Origin of the sequence: Desulfovibrio sp. An276 (assembly GCF_002159665.1) — a bacterium.
Taxonomy (GTDB): domain Bacteria; phylum Desulfobacterota; class Desulfovibrionia; order Desulfovibrionales; family Desulfovibrionaceae; genus Desulfovibrio; species Desulfovibrio faecigallinarum.
Genome location: NZ_NFJC01000001.1, coordinates 89,311 through 105,102 on the forward strand (window position 1 = coordinate 89,311; position 15,792 = coordinate 105,102).

The window sequence follows — 15,792 nt, forward strand, 5'->3', positions numbered from 1 at the left end:
AACGCACAGAGGGGGCTGCAGCTGCAGTCGGGCAATGGACAACTGCAAAAAAAGGGAAGGATTGCTCATCCCTCCCTTTTTCGAATTTCGGATCAGGGCCTGAACATATGGCCTGTCTGATCGAGTGTGCTGGCTTTACTTGCTCTCTTCGGCCTTGGCTTCCTCAGCCTTGGGAGCCTCTGCGGCAGTCTGAACCGGAGCCTCGGCCTTGGCAGCAGCCTGCTTCTTCACGAACTCGATAACTGCCATGGGGGCGTTGTCGCCCTTGCGGGGCATGGCCAGCTTGAGCACATGGGTGTAGCCGCCGGACACACCGGCGTAGGCGGGTCCGATAACGTCAAACAGACGCTTGACCAGCTTGAGATCATTGAGAACACGGTAGGCCTTGCGGCGTGCAGCAAGGGTATCGGCCTTGGCCAGGGTGACCAGGGGCTCGACCACGCGGCGCAATTCCTTGGCCTTCATTTCCGTAGTGGTAATTCTGCCGTGGGTGATCAGCGCCTTGGCAAGGTTGCGCATAAGCGCCTTGCGGTGTGAGGGCGTCCGCGAAAGTTTGCGGCCGGAATTGCTATGCCTCATTTTGCTGTTCCTTCTCTTTCAGATATTCCTGATATTTTTTGTCGAAATTGTCGATCTTCATGCCAAAGTCCAGGCCCATGGACAGAAGATGCTGCTTGATCTCGTCAAGAGACTTGCGACCGAAGTTCTTGGTCTTGAGCATATCGTTTTCCGAGCGTTGCACAAGTTCGCCCACAGTGGAAATGTTGGCAGAACGCAGGCAGTTGGTTGCACGGACCGAAAGCTCAAGCTCGTCAATGGACTTGAAGAGATTCTCGTTCAGATCAATGGGACCAGAGGAACCGTTGCCAAAGTCGGCACCAGAATTCTCGTCGAAATTGATGAAGACGGAAATCTGGTCCTTGATGATCTTTGCTGCGTAGGCAATGGCATCTTCGGGCCTGACCGAACCGTCAGTGGTCACTTCGAGAATGAGACGGTCGTAGTTGGTCATCTGACCCACACGGGCGGACTCGACTGTGTAACTCACACGCCTGATGGGCGAGAAGCTGGAGTCGAGTTTGATGAGACCGATCTCGTCGTCAAGGCCCTCGTGCATGTCATGGGGCACATAGCCCTTGCCCATGCGGACCTCGAGCTCCATGTCGAGTTCAACGTCCTCGGTAAGGGTGGCAATGTGCAGCTCGGGATTGAGGATCATCACATGATGTGTGGCCTCAATCATGGCTGCGGTCACTTCGCCCTTCTTGTTCGCGTGAAGCGTGAGCTTCTGCGGGGCATCGGTGTCCATGGCCATGCGCACCTGCTTGAGGTTCAGGATGATGTCCGTGACATCCTCAAGCACACCGTGGATGGTGGTGAATTCGTGCTGAACCGGGATTATCTTGACGGAAACAAAGGCTGCACCCTGCAGCGAAGAGAGCAAGACACGCCGCAGGGCGTTACCAATGGTCGTTCCGAATCCGCGCTCCAGAGGCTCGCAGACAAAACGCCCATGCATAGCATCCGACTCTTCGTCATCGCGGACAAGCTTGCCGGGCTGAACGAGCTCCGACCAGTTCCGCGCATTGATGAGACGATCGCCCTGTTTGATAAGCATGCTTCCTCCAGACTACTTGCTGTAGAGTTCGACGATAAGCTGTTCGTTGACATCCATGCGGATATCGTCGCGCTGGGGCAATGCCTTCACAGTGCCCTTGAAGGCAGCGTAGTCGGCTTCCAGCCAGTTGGGTGTTCCACGACGGCCCACGGTCTCGGCTGCATCAGCAAAAGCCTTGATCTTGCGGCGCTTCTCGGGAATTTCGATGGTGTCGCCCACCTTCACAAGCAGGGAGGGAATGTTGACCTTGCGGCCATTGAGAGTGAACAGTCCGTGGCGCACGAACTGACGGGCCTGGCTGCGGCTGTTGGCAAAGCCGAGACGGTAGACAACGTTGTCCAGACGGCTTTCCAGCATGACGAGCAGGTTGGTACCGGTAACACCCTTCTGCTTTTCGGCCTTCACAAAGTAGTTGTGGAACTGACGCTCCAGAAGGCCGTAGGAACGACGGGTCTTCTGCTTTTCGCGCATCTGCAGCGCGTATTCGCTCACCTTCTTGCGGGCGCGGCCGTGCTGACCGGGAGCAACCGCACGGGTGGGACGATCCATGGCGCACTTGGGGGAGAAGCAGCGGTCGCCCTTCAGGAAGAGCTTGGCACCCTCGCGGCGGCAAATGCGGCATTTGGCTTCTGTATATCTTGCCATTGATACTATCCTTCTTGATATTGCCTAGACGCGGCGGCGCTTGGGAGGACGGCAGCCGTTGTGGGGAATGGGGGTAATGTCACGGATGAAGGCGATACGCATGCCTGTGTTGGCAACTGCGCGCATGGCCTGCTCACGGCCGGAGCCGGGACCCTTGACATAGATACCCACGGTGCGCATGCCGTTTTCCTGGGCCTTGTGGGCTGCAGTCTCTGCAGCAACCTGGGCGGCGAAGGGAGTGGATTTGCGCGAGCCCTTGAATCCGGACTGGCCGGCAGAAGCCCAGCTTATGGTGTTGCCGTGCGTGTCCGTAAAGGTAACGATGGTGTTGTTGAAGGTAGCGTTGATGTGGACAAGGCCCACAGCAATGTTCTTGCGCTCCTTCTTGCGAGTGACCTTGGATGATCTGGCCATCTTGTCTCCAAATAGAATTTCTCGAGCAAGCTGAGCTCAAGGTCTAATCATTTTGTTCCCGTCAGCCGCAGAGTGGAACAAAAACCAGGGCTCAAGACTCTTAAAGTTGATTACTTCTTCTTGCCAACCAGACCGCGACGGGGGCCCTTGCGTGTACGAGCGTTCGTGTGGGTACGCTGACCGTGCACGGGAAGACCACGACGATGACGCAGACCGCGGTAGCAACCAATGTCCATGAGGCGCTTGATGCTGCTCGTCACTTCACGGCGCAGATCGCCTTCCACCTTGTGGTTGCTTTCGAGTTCCTTACGGATTTCGTTCACTTCGTCTGCGGACAGGTCATCAATGTTGCGCTCCCAGTTGATACCCACGGTATCACAGATCTGGAGTGCGGTTGTCCGGCCAATACCATAAATATACGTCAGAGCGATGTCCACGCGCTTGCCGCGGGGAAGCTCAACGCCTGCAATTCTTGCCACTGTCTGTTCTCCTGCCTAGCCCTGGCGCTGCTTATGTCTGGGGTTTTCGCAGATTACCCGAAGAACACCCTTGCGCCGGATGACCTTGCACTTTGGGCATATTTTCTTGACGGAAGGTCTGACTTTCATATGTATTCTCCAAAAAAGGGAAATTTGATCCTACAAGCCTGCCGGGCAAGCACCGAGTGAGTGCTGCAACGACCCGGCTGTCAGAAGGCTTTGAGAGGAAGCGGACAGGCCGCAAGCCCCCTGAACGTGTGAGCCAAATTTTTTAACCATTTTTGCAGAACCTGTCAATTGCCTGTAACAGGGTCATGCACACCACACGCCGGCTCTCTGCCCGATTTTTTTCGGATCATGCGCGCGGTTTCCGGCACAAGGATACCTAGTCCTTGTTGTGTGGGTACTGCACCTTGTAGCGGGACAGTCCCCTGTCGCCTATGCTCAGAATCTGCGGCCCGTGCGAGGTTATGGCTACGCTGTGCTCGAAATGGGCTGCGAGCCTGCGGTCTCTTGTCACTGCCGTCCATTTGTCGGGCAGAATGTCCACATCGTAGGAGCCTTCGGTCACCATGGGTTCGATGGCTATAGACATGCCGTTTTGCAGGATAATGCCCCTGGTGCCGGGATAGAAGTTGGGCACCTCGGGTTTTTCGTGCATGTTGGCACCAACGCCGTGCCCCACATAGCGGCGCACGACGCCAAAGCCGCGAGCTTCGACGTAGCGCTGCACTGCGGCGCCAATCTCGTGGACGTCATGGCCTGCGATGGCCTGGGAGATACCCTCGAAAAGGGAGCACTCAGTGACGTAGAGGAGTCTGTCCGCAACCTCGGAAATCTGACCAACAGCAAAGGTACGGGCGGAGTCGCCTACCATGCCGTTGTATTCGACACCGAAGTCGACACTCACAATGTCCCCCTCCTGCAGAATACGCGAGCTTGAGGGGAAACCGTGAACGACAACCTCGTTGACAGAGCAGCAAATGGCATAGGGAAAACCAGCATAGCCGAGGAAGGCCGGACGCACGTGGTACTGATCGCACATGGCCCTTGCCAAATCCTCGAGCTGCATGGTCGGAATGCCAGGTCTTATTTCGTCGCCAATGGCATCAAGAACATTGGCTGTAAGACGGTTGGCCTCACGCAGATTTTCCAGTTCCCGTGCATTTTTGATGAAAGCGCCCTGGTGTTTTTTCATAGTTAATCCCTAGTGAAGACGGCCGGTCTTGCGAGCCTTTTCCATAAGGCCAGCGTACTGGCTGTTGATCATGTGCGACTCAACCTGGTTCATAAAGTCCATGGCCACGCCCACAAGAATGAGCAGGCTTGTGCCACCGAAGTAGAAGGGGACGTTGAACTGGGCAATGAGCAGCATGGGGAGCAGGGAAACACCGGCAATGTAGATGCCGCCAGACAGGGTCAGACGGGAGAGCACATTGTCGATGTAGTTTTGCGTGTTCTCACCAGGACGAATGCCGGGGATGAAGCCGCCGTTCTTCTTCAGATTTTCGGCCATATCCTTGGGATCGAAGATGATGGCTGTATAGAAATAGCAGAAGAAGAAGATGAGGATAACGTAGCAGATGTTGTAGGTAACGCTCATGGGAGCAAAGAAGTCCGTAATCTGCTTAACGTACTCGTTCTGGCTAAACTGGCCGATGGTGGCCGGGAAGAGCAGCAGGGAGGAGGCGAAGATGGGCGGAATGACGCCTGCCGTGTTGAGACGCAGGGGCAGGTGGCTGTTCTGGCCGCCGAAAATCTTGCGGCCTATCTGCCGCTTGGCATAGGAAATGGGAATACGCCTTTGCGCGCGTTCCACGAAGACAATGAAGACGACAACGCAGGCCATGAGCACAAGTATGCAAAGAGCCAGGAAGATGGAGATGTCACCGGTCCTGATGAGCTCAATGGACTGTATGATGCCGCGGGGAATGCCGACCACGATACCGCAGAAGATGATGAGGGAAATACCATTGCCCACACCCTTGTCGGTGATCTGCTCGCCGAGCCACATGATGAGAATGGAACCGGCGCAGAAGGTCAGCATTGTCATGATCAGGAAGGTCGTTCCGGGATGCAGCACAACCGGCAAACCAGCGGGGCTTGTCATGCGCTCGAGGCCCACTGCAATCCCGAGGCCCTGAATCAGGGTGATGAAAACTGTAAGATAGCGGGTGTACTGCGTGATCTTGCGTCTGCCTGCCTGTCCCTCTTCCTTGTACATGCGCTTGACTGAGGGGCTGACCACCTGCAGAAGCTGCATGATAATCGAGGCCGAGATGTAGGGCATGACGCCAAGGGCAAAGATGGACACGTTGGAAAGGCCGCCGCCAGAGAAGATGTCGAACAGGGCAAAAATGGTCCCGCTCATCATCTCGAAGTAGGAGGCTATGGCCTGAGCGTCCACGCCGGGAATCGGCACATGCACGCCAACGCGGTAACAGCAAAGCAAGAAAAGCGTCCAGCCAAGGCGTTTGGCAAGACTTCTCTGTCCCGGGGTAATGTTCTGAGGTTGTGGCATGAAAAACCCTTCAACTGAATCTGACTGGAGGAACAGGGGACTTCGATGTATCGATCTAAACAAGCGCCTTTGCCCGGGGGAATACCCCGGACAAAGGCGCACAGCTGAAAACTAGGGCTTGTGGCCAGCGCAAATACGCTCGGCCCTGAGTTCGGCTTTACTCGGCTGCCACCTGCTCCAGGGCAGTGGCCTTGCCGCCTGCCTTGGCAATCTTTTCGGCTGCAGCCGCAGAGAACTTGTGGGCTTCCACGCTGACAGCTGCGCTCACTTCGCCGCCGGAGAGGATCTTCACGGGCTCGCCAATCTTGGCAAGACCACGATCGTAGATCTGCTCCAGGGTGATTTCGGCAGCGCCGGGGAAGCTGGCAAGAAGGTCACCAATGTTGATGACCTGATAGGTTACCTTGAAAGGATAGTTCTTGAAACCGTGCTTTGGCAGACGGCGGGCCAGAGGCATCTGGCCGCCTTCAAATCCGGGGCGGACACCACCGCCGGCACGGGCATTCTGTCCCTTGTGACCCTTGCCTGCGGTGCAGCCAAGGCCGGAGGCAGAACCGCGGCCCACGCGGCGGCGGGTTTTGCGCTCTTCCGGGAAGGGATAAAGTGTATGCAGATGCATATCAGTCTCCTTATCTTACTTGGCAGACACAATCTTCACGAGGTGCGGCACCTTGTTCACAATGCCGCGCACCGCGGGGGTGTCGTTCAGGGTATGGGGTACTTCGCGGCGCTTCAAGCCCAGGGCGTCCAGACACTTCCTCTGTGCGGGAGTGCATCCGGCACGGGAACGGACGAGCATGACTGTAATCTGTTCTGCCATAACTATTTCCTCGGAGCTTCAAGCTTCTTGCCGCGCAGTGCGGAGACTTCTTCTGCGCTGCGCAGGGAGAGAAGGCCCTGCATGGTGGCGCGAAGGACGTTGTGCGGGTTGTTGGTGCCGATGGCCTTGGAGAGGACGTCACGCACGCCAACTGCTTCCATGATGGCACGCACGGCGCCGCCGGCGATGATACCGGTACCTTCGGAGGCCGGCTTCAGCAGCACGCGGCCTGCACCGAACTCGCCGGTAACCTCATAGGGCAGTGTGCCTTCCACCAGGGGGATGAAGACGCGGTTCTTGCGGGCGCGCTCGGTAGCCTTGCGCAGAGCCTCGGGCACTTCCTGTGCCTTGCCGAGGCCAAAGCCCACATGCCCCTTGCCGTCGCCCACAACGACCAGGGCGGAGAAGCTGAAGCGGCGGCCGCCCTTGACGACCTTGGCCACGCGGTTCAGCGCCACGACCTTTTCAATTTCTCCCAGTTCGTTGACGGGAGCTTCAACTTTCTCACGCATATTAGAACTCCAGTCCGCCTTCGCGGGCGCCATCGGCCACGGCCTTCACGCGTCCGTGGTAGAGATATCCGTTTCTGTCAAAGACAACGCGGGCGATGTCCTTTTCCTTGGCCAGACGGGCAATTTCGCGACCCACAGTGGTGGCGCCGTCGATGTTGCCGTGCAGGCCCGCCTGAGAGCGGGACAGGGACAGAGTGGAAGCGCTCACCATGGTCATGCCGGTGATGTCATTGACAACCTGGGCGTAGATGTGCCCGTTGCTGCGGAAGACAACCAGGCGGGGACGTTCGGCAGTGCCGTTGACCTTGCGGCGGATGCGAACCTTGCGGCTGAGTCGAGCTTCATTCTTACTGATAGCCATTTCTTCCACCTCTACTTCTTGCCGCCGGACTTACCCACCTTGCGGCGGATAACTTCGGTCGTGTACTTGATGCCCTTGCCCTTGTAGGGTTCAGGCTTGCGGATGCGGCGGATCTGGGCGGCAAATTCGCCAACCTTTTCCTTGTCGCAGCCGGCGAGCTTGAGGACGTTGCCATCGACAGTGGCAGTGATGCCGTCGGGCACGTCAACAAGAACAGGGTGGGAGAAACCGACCTGCAATTCGATAATGGGGCCCTTGACGCTCACACGGTAGCCAACGCCGATGACTTCGAGAGACTTTGTAAAGCCCTCGGTGACACCCAGGATGCAGTTGTGCAGAAGGGTGCGGCGCAGACCGTGCTGTGCATTGGACTGACGGGTTTCGTCCTTGCGGGTCAGGTAGACAGCACCGTCCTTCATCTCATAGTTGATGAGATCGCAAACAGGCGTCGAAACCTTGCCCTTGGGGCCCTTGACATCAATAACTTCCGTGCCGATGGTCACTTCGACTCCGGCAGGAATCTTAACGGGCATTTTTCCGATTCGAGACATGACAGCACCTACCAGATTTCACACAGAAGTTCGCCGCCAACTCTCTTCTCACGGGCGCTGTCGCCGTCCATGACGCCGGAGGAGGTGGTGAGAATGCAAATGCCGAGGCCATTCTGCACGCGGGGAATAGACCCAGCGCCCACGTAGACGCGGCGACCGGGAGTGGACACGCGACGCAGACCGGTGATGGCGGGCTTGCCGTTTCTGTACTTGAGGGTGATTTTGATGCCGCCTTCGTCTTCGGACACGTCTTCAACGTACCCTTCCTGCTTGAGGATGTTAGCCAGAGCGACTTTCATCTTCGAGCGCGGCACATTCACTTCCTTGTGGAGGGCCAAATGTGCGTTGCGAATACGCGTGAGCATATCCGCAATAGGATCTGTGACCATGAAATACTCCTGAAAACCTGTAAAATTTGCGGGAGAAAGTCCCCCGCCTTCGAGGTCGAGAGGGACGTGTATCACAAGACCCGACAAGCCGCAATACCCCCGCCTGGGTTTCAGGCGGGGGCATTGGCTTGAAAACGGATCGATTATGCTAGTGGGGCCAGGCCCCGACAGTCCCCAAAAAAGGGACTACCAGCTGGATTTGCGCACGCCGGGAAGTTCGCCGCGCAGGGCCATGTTCCTGAAGCAGATACGGCACAGGCCGAACTGACGCAGGTAGGCACGGGGACGACCGCAGATGGGGCAGCGGTTGTAGGCGCGGGTGCTGAACTTGGCCTTGCGGGCAGCCTTAATCTTGAGAGCGAGACGAGCCATGAAAAACCTCTTACTTGCGGAACGGCATGCCGAGCTGGTCGAGGAGCATCTTGCCCTCGCGGTCGGTTTTGGCCGTTGTCACGATGGTTATGTTCATGCCCTTGGGATTTTCCACGCGGTCAGCTTCCATTTCGGGGAAGATCGTGTGTTCCTTGATACCCAGGGTAAAGTTGCCGCGCCCGTCAAAGCCACGGTCCACAATGCCGCGGAAGTCACGCACACGGGGAAGGGCAAAGTTCATCAGCTTGTCGAGGAAGTCCCACATAAGGTCCTTTCTCAGGGTGACGCGCACGCCAATGGGCATGCCTTCACGCAGCTTGAAGTTTGCGATGGACTTGCGTGCACGGGTTACCACAGCTTTCTGGCCGGCAATGGCGGTCAGTTCCGCCACGGCCTCTTCCATGAGCTTGTTGTTCTGGGTGGCAGCGCCAAGGCCTATGTTGAGGGAAATTTTGGTGATGCCGGGCATCTGCATGGGAGACTTGTAGTTGAACTCCTTCTGCATGGCCGGAACCACCTTTTCCTTGTATATCTTTTCAAGGCGGGTCATAGCTACCCCTTATTCCATGACTTCGTTGCACTTCTTGCAGAAGCGAACTTTCTTGAGCTTGCCTTCCGCCTTCTCGACATAGCGATAGCCGACCTTGGTGGGTTCGGCGCAGGCGGAGCAGACAACCATGACATTGGAAATGTGCACGGGCATTGCCTTGTCAACAATGCCACCGGGCGTCCTGGTGTACGGGTTGGGACGCATGCTGCGCTTGGACACATTGGCGCCCTCGACCAGCACGCGATCATGCTTGCGCAGGATCTTGAGGACCTTGCCGATTTTGCCGGCGTCCTTGCCCGTGATGATCATGACCTTGTCGCCCTTGCGAATACGTGTATTTGTCATCTTGAGACTCCAATTACAATCTAGAGAACTTCAGGGGCAAGAGAAATGATCTTCATGAAGTTGGCTGCACGAAGCTCACGGGCCACGGGTCCGAAGATACGGGTGCCCACTGGCTCGCCGTTGTTGGAGAGCAGCACTGCAGCGTTGCCGTCGAACTTGATGTAGCTTCCGTCGGGACGGCGCAGTTCCTTGGCGGTGCGAACGATAACGGCACGCATGACGTCACCCTTCTTCACCTTGGAATGAGGAATGGCTTCCTTGACGGACACGATGATGATGTCGCCCACGGTGGCATAGCGACGGTGGGAGCCGCCGATAACCTTGATGCAGGCAACCTTTTTGGCACCCGAATTGTCGGCTACCTGGAGAGTGGATTCTACCTGGATCATTGTCCCACCTACACAGCCTTTTCAATGATGGAAACCAGATGCCAGCGCTTGTTGTGCGACAGCCTTCTGTATTCCACAATCTTTACCTTATCGCCAATGCCACACTCGTTCATCGGATCATGCGCTGTGAACTTCTTGCGGCGCCTAATATATTTCTTGAGCAGGGGATGTTTGACCAGTGTCTCGACACGCACAACAATGGTCTTGTCGTTCTTGTCACTGATAACAATGCCGGTCAGGGTCCTGCCCTTCACGTGATCAAGAGCCTGCATGGATATCCTCTCTTGCCTTTTCCTTGAGGATGGTGCTGATACGCGCCACCTGCTTGCGCATGGCCTTGAGCTCGCTCACCTTTTCCAGCTGGGCAGTAGCGAGCTGGAAGCGGGCGTGCAGAAGATCGAGGCGCTGCTGGGCCAATTTTTCGCTGAGTTCTGCGACGGACAGGTTGCGCAGTTCAGCCGTGGTCTCACGGCTGATGGCCTTTTTCTTGTCAGCCATTTAGAATCCCTCCCTCGTCACAATGGTGGTCTTGACGGGCAGCTTGTGAGCGGCCAGGGTCAAGGCCCTGCGGGCGAGATCCAGGGGAACGCCCTTCACTTCGTAGAGAATACGGCCGGGCTTGATCGGTGCGCACCAGCCCACCGGAGCACCCTTACCGGAACCCTGACGGGTTTCCAGAGGCTTGGCCGTAACAGGACGGTCGGGGAAAATGCGGATCCAAACCTTGCCGCCGCGGCGGATGTGACGCATCATGGCAATACGGGCAGCTTCAATCTGCTGGCTGGAGAGCTGACCATGCTGCGTGGCCTTGAGACCAATTTCGCCGAAAGCAAGGGAGGAACCACGGTAGGCCAGGCCGCGCAGGCGACCCTTTTGCCATTTACGGTATTTGACCTTCTTAGGCGCTAACATTCTGATCTCCCTCTCTGTCGAGGATTTCTCCCTTGTAGATCCAGACCTTGACACCAATGATGCCGTAGGTCGTCCTGGCCTCTGCGAAGCCGTAGTCTATGTCGGCACGCAGGGTCTGCAGCGGCACGCGACCGTCACGGTACCATTCGCTGCGGGCGATTTCGGCACCGGCCAGGCGGCCAGCGCAGGAGACCTTGATGCCCTCGCCGCCGAACTTGCGGGCACGGGACACGGTCTGCTTCATGGCGCGGCGGAAGGCAACGCGGCGTTCGAGCTGCTGGGCAATGCTTTCGGCAACCAGCTGGGCTTCCACTTCGGGACGGCGGATTTCGCTCACCTCAATGGAGAACTCGCGGCCGAATTCCTTGCGCAGATCTGCGCGCAGCTTCTCGATTTCCACACCCTTGCGGCCGATGACAACACCGGGCCTGGAGGTGGAGATGATAAGGCGAACCTTGCCACCTGCTCTTTCGATTTCAATACGGGCAATGCCGGCATCCGCTGTGCTGTGCTTCTTCACAAAGTTGCGGATCTTGCTGTCTTCCAGAACGAAGGCAGGATACTCCTTGGTGGAGAACCAGCGAGAGAGCCAGTTCTTGTTGTAGCCCACACGGATGCCATACGGATGAACTTTCTGACCCATGCTATTCCTGCTCCTCGGCGAGAATGACGGTGATGTGGCTGGTACGCTTGCGGATACGGGTGGCACGGCCCTGGGCGCGCGGCATAAAGCGCTTCCAGGAGGGACCTTCGTTCACAAGCACTTCCTTGACATACATTGCGTCAACATTGACGGCCATGTTGGAGGCATTGGCCAGGGCGCTCTTGACGACGCTCCAGAGAATGCCTGCCGGCTTGTTGGGGGTAAAACGCAGCAAATTCAGAGCGTCCTCGACACCGAGACCCACCACATTGCGGGCAACCAGGCGTGTTTTGCGAGGAGAGACGCGCTGGAATTTGGCGATTGCTTTCGCTTCCATTACTTCTGCTCCTTATACCTAGCGGGATCCGGCCTTCTTCTCGGCTGCATGGCCGTGGAAGGTCCTGGTGGGAGAGAATTCGCCGAGTTTGTGTCCAACCATGTTTTCGGTCACGAAAACGGGCACGAACTTCTTGCCATTGTGCACAGCAAAGGTCATGCCGACCATTTCGGGCAGAATCATGGAACGTCTGGACCAGGTCTTGACTACGCGACGATCGTTGTTCGCCTGTGCAGCCTCGACCTTCTTCCACAGATGATCGTCAACAAACGGTCCTTTCTTGAGAGATCTGGGCATGTCACACTACTCCTACTTCTTGCCGCGAGCCTTGACGATGAGGCGGCTTGAGGGCTTGTTGCGGTCACGGGTCTTGAAGCCCTTGGCCGGCATGCCCCAGGGGGACACAGGATGGCGACCGCCGGAGCTTCTGCCTTCACCACCGCCCAGAGGATGGTCGATGGGGTTCATGGCAACGCCACGCACCTTGGGGCGACGGTTGAGCCAGCGGTTGCGGCCAGCCTTGCCCAGGGAAACGTTTTCATGGGAGATGTTGCCAACCTGGCCGATGGTGGCCGTGCAGGTGGCAAGCACCTTGCGCACTTCGCCGGAGGGAAGGCGCAGCAGGGCGTACTTGTTTTCCTTTGCCACGAGCTGGGCGTAGGTGCCAGCTGCACGGCAGAGCTGACCGCCCTTGCCGGGATAGAGTTCGATATTGTGCACAACCGTGCCCACGGGGATGCGGCCCATGGCCAGAGCGTTGCCGGGCTTGATGTCGGCCTTCTCGCCGGAAAGGACCTTGTCGCCCTGCTTGAGGCCCACGGGAGCGATGATGTAGCGCTTCTCGCCGTCAGCGTAGGTCAGAAGGGCAATGCGGGCAGTGCGATTGGGATCGTATTCAATGTGGGAAACTGTGGCTTCGATGTCACGCTTCTCACGCTTGAAGTCGATGATGCGGTACAGGCGCTTCACACCACCGCCGCGGCGGCGGCTGGTCACGCGACCAAGGTTGTTGCGGCCGGCCTTCTTGCAAAGGCCCACGGTAAGGGACTTTTCAGAAGTGGAGCGGGTAATTTCCTTGAAGTCGGAGACCGTCTGGAAGCGGCGTCCTGCAGAAGTCGGTTTCAGTTTGCGAACTGCCATGACTTATGCTCCCTCGAAGTAATCAATCTTGCTTTCCTGGGTCATGGTCACGAAGGCCTTCTTGTAGCCGGGCTCGTGGCACTGACGACGGCTCTGACGCACGTAGTCGCGGGCCTTGCCGCAGGCCACGTTCACCTTCAGCACTGTCACGCCAAAGATGGTCTCCACGGCACGGCGGATTTCGGTCTTGTTGGCGTCAGGGTGCACAAGGAAGGTCACGCACTTGGCGTTGGCCTTGTTGAGCAGAGCGGTGCTCTTTTCGGAGATGAGGGGTTTGATAAGGACCTGAGTGAGTTCCATCTTACTTTTCCCCCTTCTCGAAGCGTGCCTGCACAGGGGCAATGGCGTCCTCGAGCAGAACGAGCTGCCTGTTGTTCAGGATCTCGTACACGCTCAGATTTTCCGGGGTGGTCAGGGTGATACCGGGGATGTTGCGAGCGGAAAGTTCCAGCTTCTCGTCCCTGGCGCTGGTCACGACCAGTGCCTTTTCGAGACCCAGATCGTTTGCAACCTTGGCAAAATGCTTGGTCTTGGCTTCGGGCAGCTCGATACCGCGCACGACCATGAGGCCATCGGCAGCACGGGAGGAGAGAGCCATGCGCATGGCAAGGGCGCGCACCTTGGAGTTCACCTTGAAGCTGTAGTCCCTGGGCTGGGGTCCGAAAATGACTGCACCACCGCGCCACACGGGAGAACGACGGGAACCTGCACGTGCACGGCCGGAACCCTTCTGCTTCCAGGGCTTCACGCCGCCGCCGGACACATAGGCACGGGTCTTGGCCATATGGGTACCGGCGCGCTTGGCAGCCTGCTGGGCACGCACGACCAGGTTCAGGATCTCGGGACGGACTTCGACGCCGAAGACATCGGCGGACAGCTCGCAGGTGCCGACTTCCTGTTTTTCCTGATTATATACTGTAATGGTAGGCATGTTTTCCACCTGTTACTGCTTGCGAACAAACACAAGGCCGTTCTTGGGTCCGGGCACTGCGCCCTTGACCAGAATAACATTGTCTTCGGGGCGCACGGCCACAATGAGGGCGCTGGGCTGGGTCACAGTCTCGTCACCCCAATGGCCTGCCATCTTGCGGCCCTTGATAACGTGGCCGGGGAAGGTGTTGTTGCCAATGGAACCGTTGTTGCGGTGCACCTTTTCGTCACCATGGGTGTCCTTGCAGCCACGGAAGTTCCAGCGGCGCATGCGGCCCTGGTAGCCCTTGCCTATGCTCTTGCCTGTCACCTTGACCACTTCGCCAACGCTGAAGAGGTCGACAGTGAGGGTGTCACCGGCCTTCTGCTCGGGAGTGTCGTTCAGACGCACTTCCTTCAGGGTGCGGAAAAGTCCGGTGCCGGCCTTGGCGAAATGGCCCTGCATGGCCTTGGACACGTGCTTTTCCTTTGCTTCCACGTAGGCAATCTGAAGGGCATTGTAGCCGTCAGTTTCCGTGGTCTTCACCTGTGTGACGGGGCAGGGACCGACTTGCAGAACCGTGACCGGGACGGCGGCACCGTCATCGTTGAAGATGCGGGTCATGCCCAGCTTGCGGCCTATAATTCCGATTTTCTCAGCCATGATTGCCTCACACTAGAGCTTGATTTCTACGTCAACGCCTGCAGGCAAAGAAAGCTTGCCAAGAGCGTCCACGGTTTGCTGCGTGGGCTCAAGGATGTCCATGAGCCTTTTATGAACGCGCATTTCGAACTGCTCGCGGGACTTCTTGTCCACGTGCACAGAACGCTGGATCGTATACTTGTGGAATCTGGTGGGCAGGGGAATGGGCCCGGCCACACCTGCGCCAGTGTTGCGTGCAGTGTCCACGATTTCCGCCACAGCCTTGTCGAGGATACGGAAGTCGTAGGCTTTGAGCTTGATGCGAATGCATTCGCTGCTAACTGTCGTCATTGTTTGTAGCTCCATGAAAATTCGCCCGGTCAGTGGGGAGACACGGGATACGGACAGGGCCGTACATTAAGGCCCTTTGGGCCAAACCCGCGGGTGGAACGAAGGGGAGCTTTAAAGACAATGACTGTCTTTTTTGTCACTTTGTAGAGGGGAATAGGCGAGAGAGGTGGGCGTGAGTAACGCGCCTTGCTGTCCACGGTCTACGTGACGCTCCCGGCGTACTCCACGCCCGACGGTACAGGACGTACCGCGGAAGGATGGACCCGCAGGGTTACCAAACGGGGGAATGGCCCCCAAAAACCTTTACAGCCCCGGGTGTACACTATGGTACGGGATCCGTTTGTGGGCTGGTACGGCTCGATCAAGTCGGCATTTGGCAACGCCTGCACTTGTCAAACCGGCCGTGTGTGACCGGTACTGCAGAACGGAAGGGCTTCCGTTCTTCCCTGCCGTACAGGGAGTCCCCTGAAATCAGAGGCGAGCGCTTTGATATCCTTCCTTCACATTGCTGTCAAGAAATTTTTACAAAAAAATTTTCTCGACGCTTGGGCCCCCTCGCAGGGACAGATTTGCGGATATCGGGAAAAGGCATGCAAGGAGTGGGGATGAGCGGCAAGGCATTTCGCTCATCCCCTTCCCCGTTCAGTCGAATTCTATTTCATAGCCCAGGTCAAGACAGAGCTCCCGCAGGGCAATCTTCAGCATATCGCGAATGAATGTGAGGTACTCCATCCTTGTCTTGTCTATGCCCTCCGCGCTCATGCAAGCCTCAATTGCCTGCCTATTTTCGCGAACCTTCTGGTAATACTCTTCCTTGAGAGCCTGGTACTTCTTCTTGTGCAAAAGATTGTCGATGCCCTGGCACGCCAGGACGAGGCCCAAAAGCCCCTT

Annotated in this window: 30 protein-coding genes; all 30 read right to left on the reverse strand. The window is 57.4% G+C overall.

The window, feature by feature from the left end; all coding sequences use genetic code 11:
* Positions 1-135: 135 nt before the first annotated feature.
* Positions 136-579, reverse strand: coding sequence for a 50S ribosomal protein L17 (gene rplQ / locus B5F76_RS00410; RefSeq protein ID WP_087349555.1), 444 nt, complete (start codon positions 577-579; stop codon positions 136-138).
* A complete protein-coding gene (locus B5F76_RS00415) occupies positions 569-1,618 on the reverse strand; it encodes a DNA-directed RNA polymerase subunit alpha (RefSeq protein WP_087349557.1) in 1,050 nt (349 codons plus the stop codon). The genes rplQ and B5F76_RS00415 overlap by 11 nt, the downstream gene beginning before the upstream one ends.
* A gap of 12 nt (positions 1,619-1,630) precedes the next feature.
* Positions 1,631-2,263: a 30S ribosomal protein S4 gene (rpsD, locus tag B5F76_RS00420; protein WP_087349559.1), complete on the reverse strand. Its 633-nt coding sequence runs from the start codon at positions 2,261-2,263 to the stop codon at positions 1,631-1,633.
* 24 nt (positions 2,264-2,287) lie between these two features.
* Positions 2,288-2,677 carry a 30S ribosomal protein S11 gene (gene rpsK / locus B5F76_RS00425; RefSeq protein ID WP_087349561.1) on the reverse strand — a complete coding sequence of 130 codons (390 nt, stop codon included), beginning with the start codon at positions 2,675-2,677 and terminating at the stop codon, positions 2,288-2,290.
* A gap of 110 nt (positions 2,678-2,787) precedes the next feature.
* A complete protein-coding gene (gene rpsM, locus B5F76_RS00430) occupies positions 2,788-3,156 on the reverse strand; it encodes a 30S ribosomal protein S13 (RefSeq protein ID WP_087349563.1) in 369 nt (122 codons plus the stop codon).
* 15 nt (positions 3,157-3,171) lie between these two features.
* Positions 3,172-3,285, reverse strand: coding sequence for a 50S ribosomal protein L36 (gene rpmJ / locus B5F76_RS00435; RefSeq protein ID WP_005027799.1), 114 nt, complete (start codon positions 3,283-3,285; stop codon positions 3,172-3,174).
* A 256-nt stretch (positions 3,286-3,541) separates the two neighbouring features.
* Positions 3,542-4,354: a type I methionyl aminopeptidase gene (gene map / locus B5F76_RS00440; RefSeq protein WP_087349565.1), complete on the reverse strand. Its 813-nt coding sequence runs from the start codon at positions 4,352-4,354 to the stop codon at positions 3,542-3,544.
* 9 nt (positions 4,355-4,363) lie between these two features.
* The gene (gene secY, locus B5F76_RS00445) at positions 4,364-5,677 is read right to left on the reverse strand and encodes a preprotein translocase subunit SecY (RefSeq protein WP_087349567.1); all 1,314 of its coding nucleotides are present in this window, start codon (positions 5,675-5,677) and stop codon (positions 4,364-4,366) included.
* Between the two features lie 157 nt (positions 5,678-5,834).
* Positions 5,835-6,296: a 50S ribosomal protein L15 gene (gene rplO / locus B5F76_RS00450; protein ID WP_087349569.1), complete on the reverse strand. Its 462-nt coding sequence runs from the start codon at positions 6,294-6,296 to the stop codon at positions 5,835-5,837.
* Positions 6,297-6,311: 15 nt separating this feature from the next.
* Positions 6,312-6,497 (reverse strand): 50S ribosomal protein L30, encoded by a 186-nt coding sequence (rpmD, locus tag B5F76_RS00455; protein ID WP_087349572.1) that lies wholly within the window; start codon positions 6,495-6,497, stop codon positions 6,312-6,314.
* 2 nt (positions 6,498-6,499) lie between these two features.
* The gene (gene rpsE / locus B5F76_RS00460) at positions 6,500-7,009 is read right to left on the reverse strand and encodes a 30S ribosomal protein S5 (RefSeq protein WP_087349574.1); all 510 of its coding nucleotides are present in this window, start codon (positions 7,007-7,009) and stop codon (positions 6,500-6,502) included.
* 1 nt (position 7,010) lies between these two features.
* Positions 7,011-7,370: a 50S ribosomal protein L18 gene (gene rplR, locus B5F76_RS00465; RefSeq protein ID WP_087350204.1), complete on the reverse strand. Its 360-nt coding sequence runs from the start codon at positions 7,368-7,370 to the stop codon at positions 7,011-7,013.
* A gap of 11 nt (positions 7,371-7,381) precedes the next feature.
* Entirely contained in the window at positions 7,382-7,921 is a 540-nt protein-coding gene (rplF, locus tag B5F76_RS00470; RefSeq protein ID WP_087349576.1) for a 50S ribosomal protein L6, read from the reverse strand.
* Between the two features lie 8 nt (positions 7,922-7,929).
* A complete protein-coding gene (gene rpsH, locus B5F76_RS00475) occupies positions 7,930-8,310 on the reverse strand; it encodes a 30S ribosomal protein S8 (RefSeq protein ID WP_087349578.1) in 381 nt (126 codons plus the stop codon).
* 186 nt (positions 8,311-8,496) lie between these two features.
* A complete protein-coding gene (locus B5F76_RS00480) occupies positions 8,497-8,682 on the reverse strand; it encodes a type Z 30S ribosomal protein S14 (RefSeq protein ID WP_087349580.1) in 186 nt (61 codons plus the stop codon).
* Positions 8,683-8,692: 10 nt separating this feature from the next.
* Positions 8,693-9,232, reverse strand: coding sequence for a 50S ribosomal protein L5 (gene rplE / locus B5F76_RS00485; RefSeq protein ID WP_087349582.1), 540 nt, complete (start codon positions 9,230-9,232; stop codon positions 8,693-8,695).
* Between the two features lie 9 nt (positions 9,233-9,241).
* Positions 9,242-9,577, reverse strand: coding sequence for a 50S ribosomal protein L24 (gene rplX / locus B5F76_RS00490; RefSeq protein WP_087349584.1), 336 nt, complete (start codon positions 9,575-9,577; stop codon positions 9,242-9,244).
* Between the two features lie 20 nt (positions 9,578-9,597).
* The gene (rplN, locus tag B5F76_RS00495) at positions 9,598-9,966 is read right to left on the reverse strand and encodes a 50S ribosomal protein L14 (RefSeq protein ID WP_087349586.1); all 369 of its coding nucleotides are present in this window, start codon (positions 9,964-9,966) and stop codon (positions 9,598-9,600) included.
* Between the two features lie 8 nt (positions 9,967-9,974).
* Positions 9,975-10,238 carry a 30S ribosomal protein S17 gene (rpsQ, locus tag B5F76_RS00500; protein ID WP_087349588.1) on the reverse strand — a complete coding sequence of 88 codons (264 nt, stop codon included), beginning with the start codon at positions 10,236-10,238 and terminating at the stop codon, positions 9,975-9,977.
* Complete coding sequence (rpmC, locus tag B5F76_RS00505) at positions 10,225-10,464, reverse strand: 50S ribosomal protein L29 (protein ID WP_087349590.1); 240 nt, start codon at positions 10,462-10,464, stop codon at positions 10,225-10,227. The genes rpsQ and rpmC overlap by 14 nt, the downstream gene beginning before the upstream one ends.
* On the reverse strand, positions 10,465-10,878 hold the full coding sequence (rplP, locus tag B5F76_RS00510) for a 50S ribosomal protein L16 (RefSeq protein ID WP_087349591.1): 414 nt from the start codon (positions 10,876-10,878) through the stop codon (positions 10,465-10,467).
* A complete protein-coding gene (gene rpsC, locus B5F76_RS00515) occupies positions 10,865-11,521 on the reverse strand; it encodes a 30S ribosomal protein S3 (protein WP_087349593.1) in 657 nt (218 codons plus the stop codon). Before rpsC ends, rplP begins: the two co-directional genes overlap by 14 nt.
* A gap of 1 nt (position 11,522) precedes the next feature.
* On the reverse strand, positions 11,523-11,858 hold the full coding sequence (gene rplV / locus B5F76_RS00520; RefSeq protein ID WP_087349595.1) for a 50S ribosomal protein L22: 336 nt from the start codon (positions 11,856-11,858) through the stop codon (positions 11,523-11,525).
* Between the two features lie 18 nt (positions 11,859-11,876).
* Positions 11,877-12,155: a 30S ribosomal protein S19 gene (gene rpsS, locus B5F76_RS00525; protein ID WP_087349597.1), complete on the reverse strand. Its 279-nt coding sequence runs from the start codon at positions 12,153-12,155 to the stop codon at positions 11,877-11,879.
* Positions 12,156-12,167: 12 nt separating this feature from the next.
* Positions 12,168-12,998, reverse strand: coding sequence for a 50S ribosomal protein L2 (gene rplB, locus B5F76_RS00530; protein WP_087349600.1), 831 nt, complete (start codon positions 12,996-12,998; stop codon positions 12,168-12,170).
* 3 nt (positions 12,999-13,001) lie between these two features.
* Positions 13,002-13,298: a 50S ribosomal protein L23 gene (gene rplW / locus B5F76_RS00535; protein WP_087349601.1), complete on the reverse strand. Its 297-nt coding sequence runs from the start codon at positions 13,296-13,298 to the stop codon at positions 13,002-13,004.
* 1 nt (position 13,299) lies between these two features.
* Positions 13,300-13,929 (reverse strand): 50S ribosomal protein L4, encoded by a 630-nt coding sequence (gene rplD, locus B5F76_RS00540; RefSeq protein WP_087350205.1) that lies wholly within the window; start codon positions 13,927-13,929, stop codon positions 13,300-13,302.
* 12 nt (positions 13,930-13,941) lie between these two features.
* Positions 13,942-14,571, reverse strand: a complete 630-nt coding sequence (gene rplC / locus B5F76_RS00545) for a 50S ribosomal protein L3 (RefSeq protein WP_087349603.1) — start codon at positions 14,569-14,571, stop codon at positions 13,942-13,944.
* A 12-nt stretch (positions 14,572-14,583) separates the two neighbouring features.
* On the reverse strand, positions 14,584-14,901 hold the full coding sequence (gene rpsJ / locus B5F76_RS00550; RefSeq protein WP_087349604.1) for a 30S ribosomal protein S10: 318 nt from the start codon (positions 14,899-14,901) through the stop codon (positions 14,584-14,586).
* Between the two features lie 642 nt (positions 14,902-15,543).
* The gene (locus B5F76_RS00555) at positions 15,544-15,783 is read right to left on the reverse strand and encodes a hypothetical protein (protein ID WP_087349607.1); all 240 of its coding nucleotides are present in this window, start codon (positions 15,781-15,783) and stop codon (positions 15,544-15,546) included.
* Between the last annotated feature and the right edge of the window lie 9 nt (positions 15,784-15,792).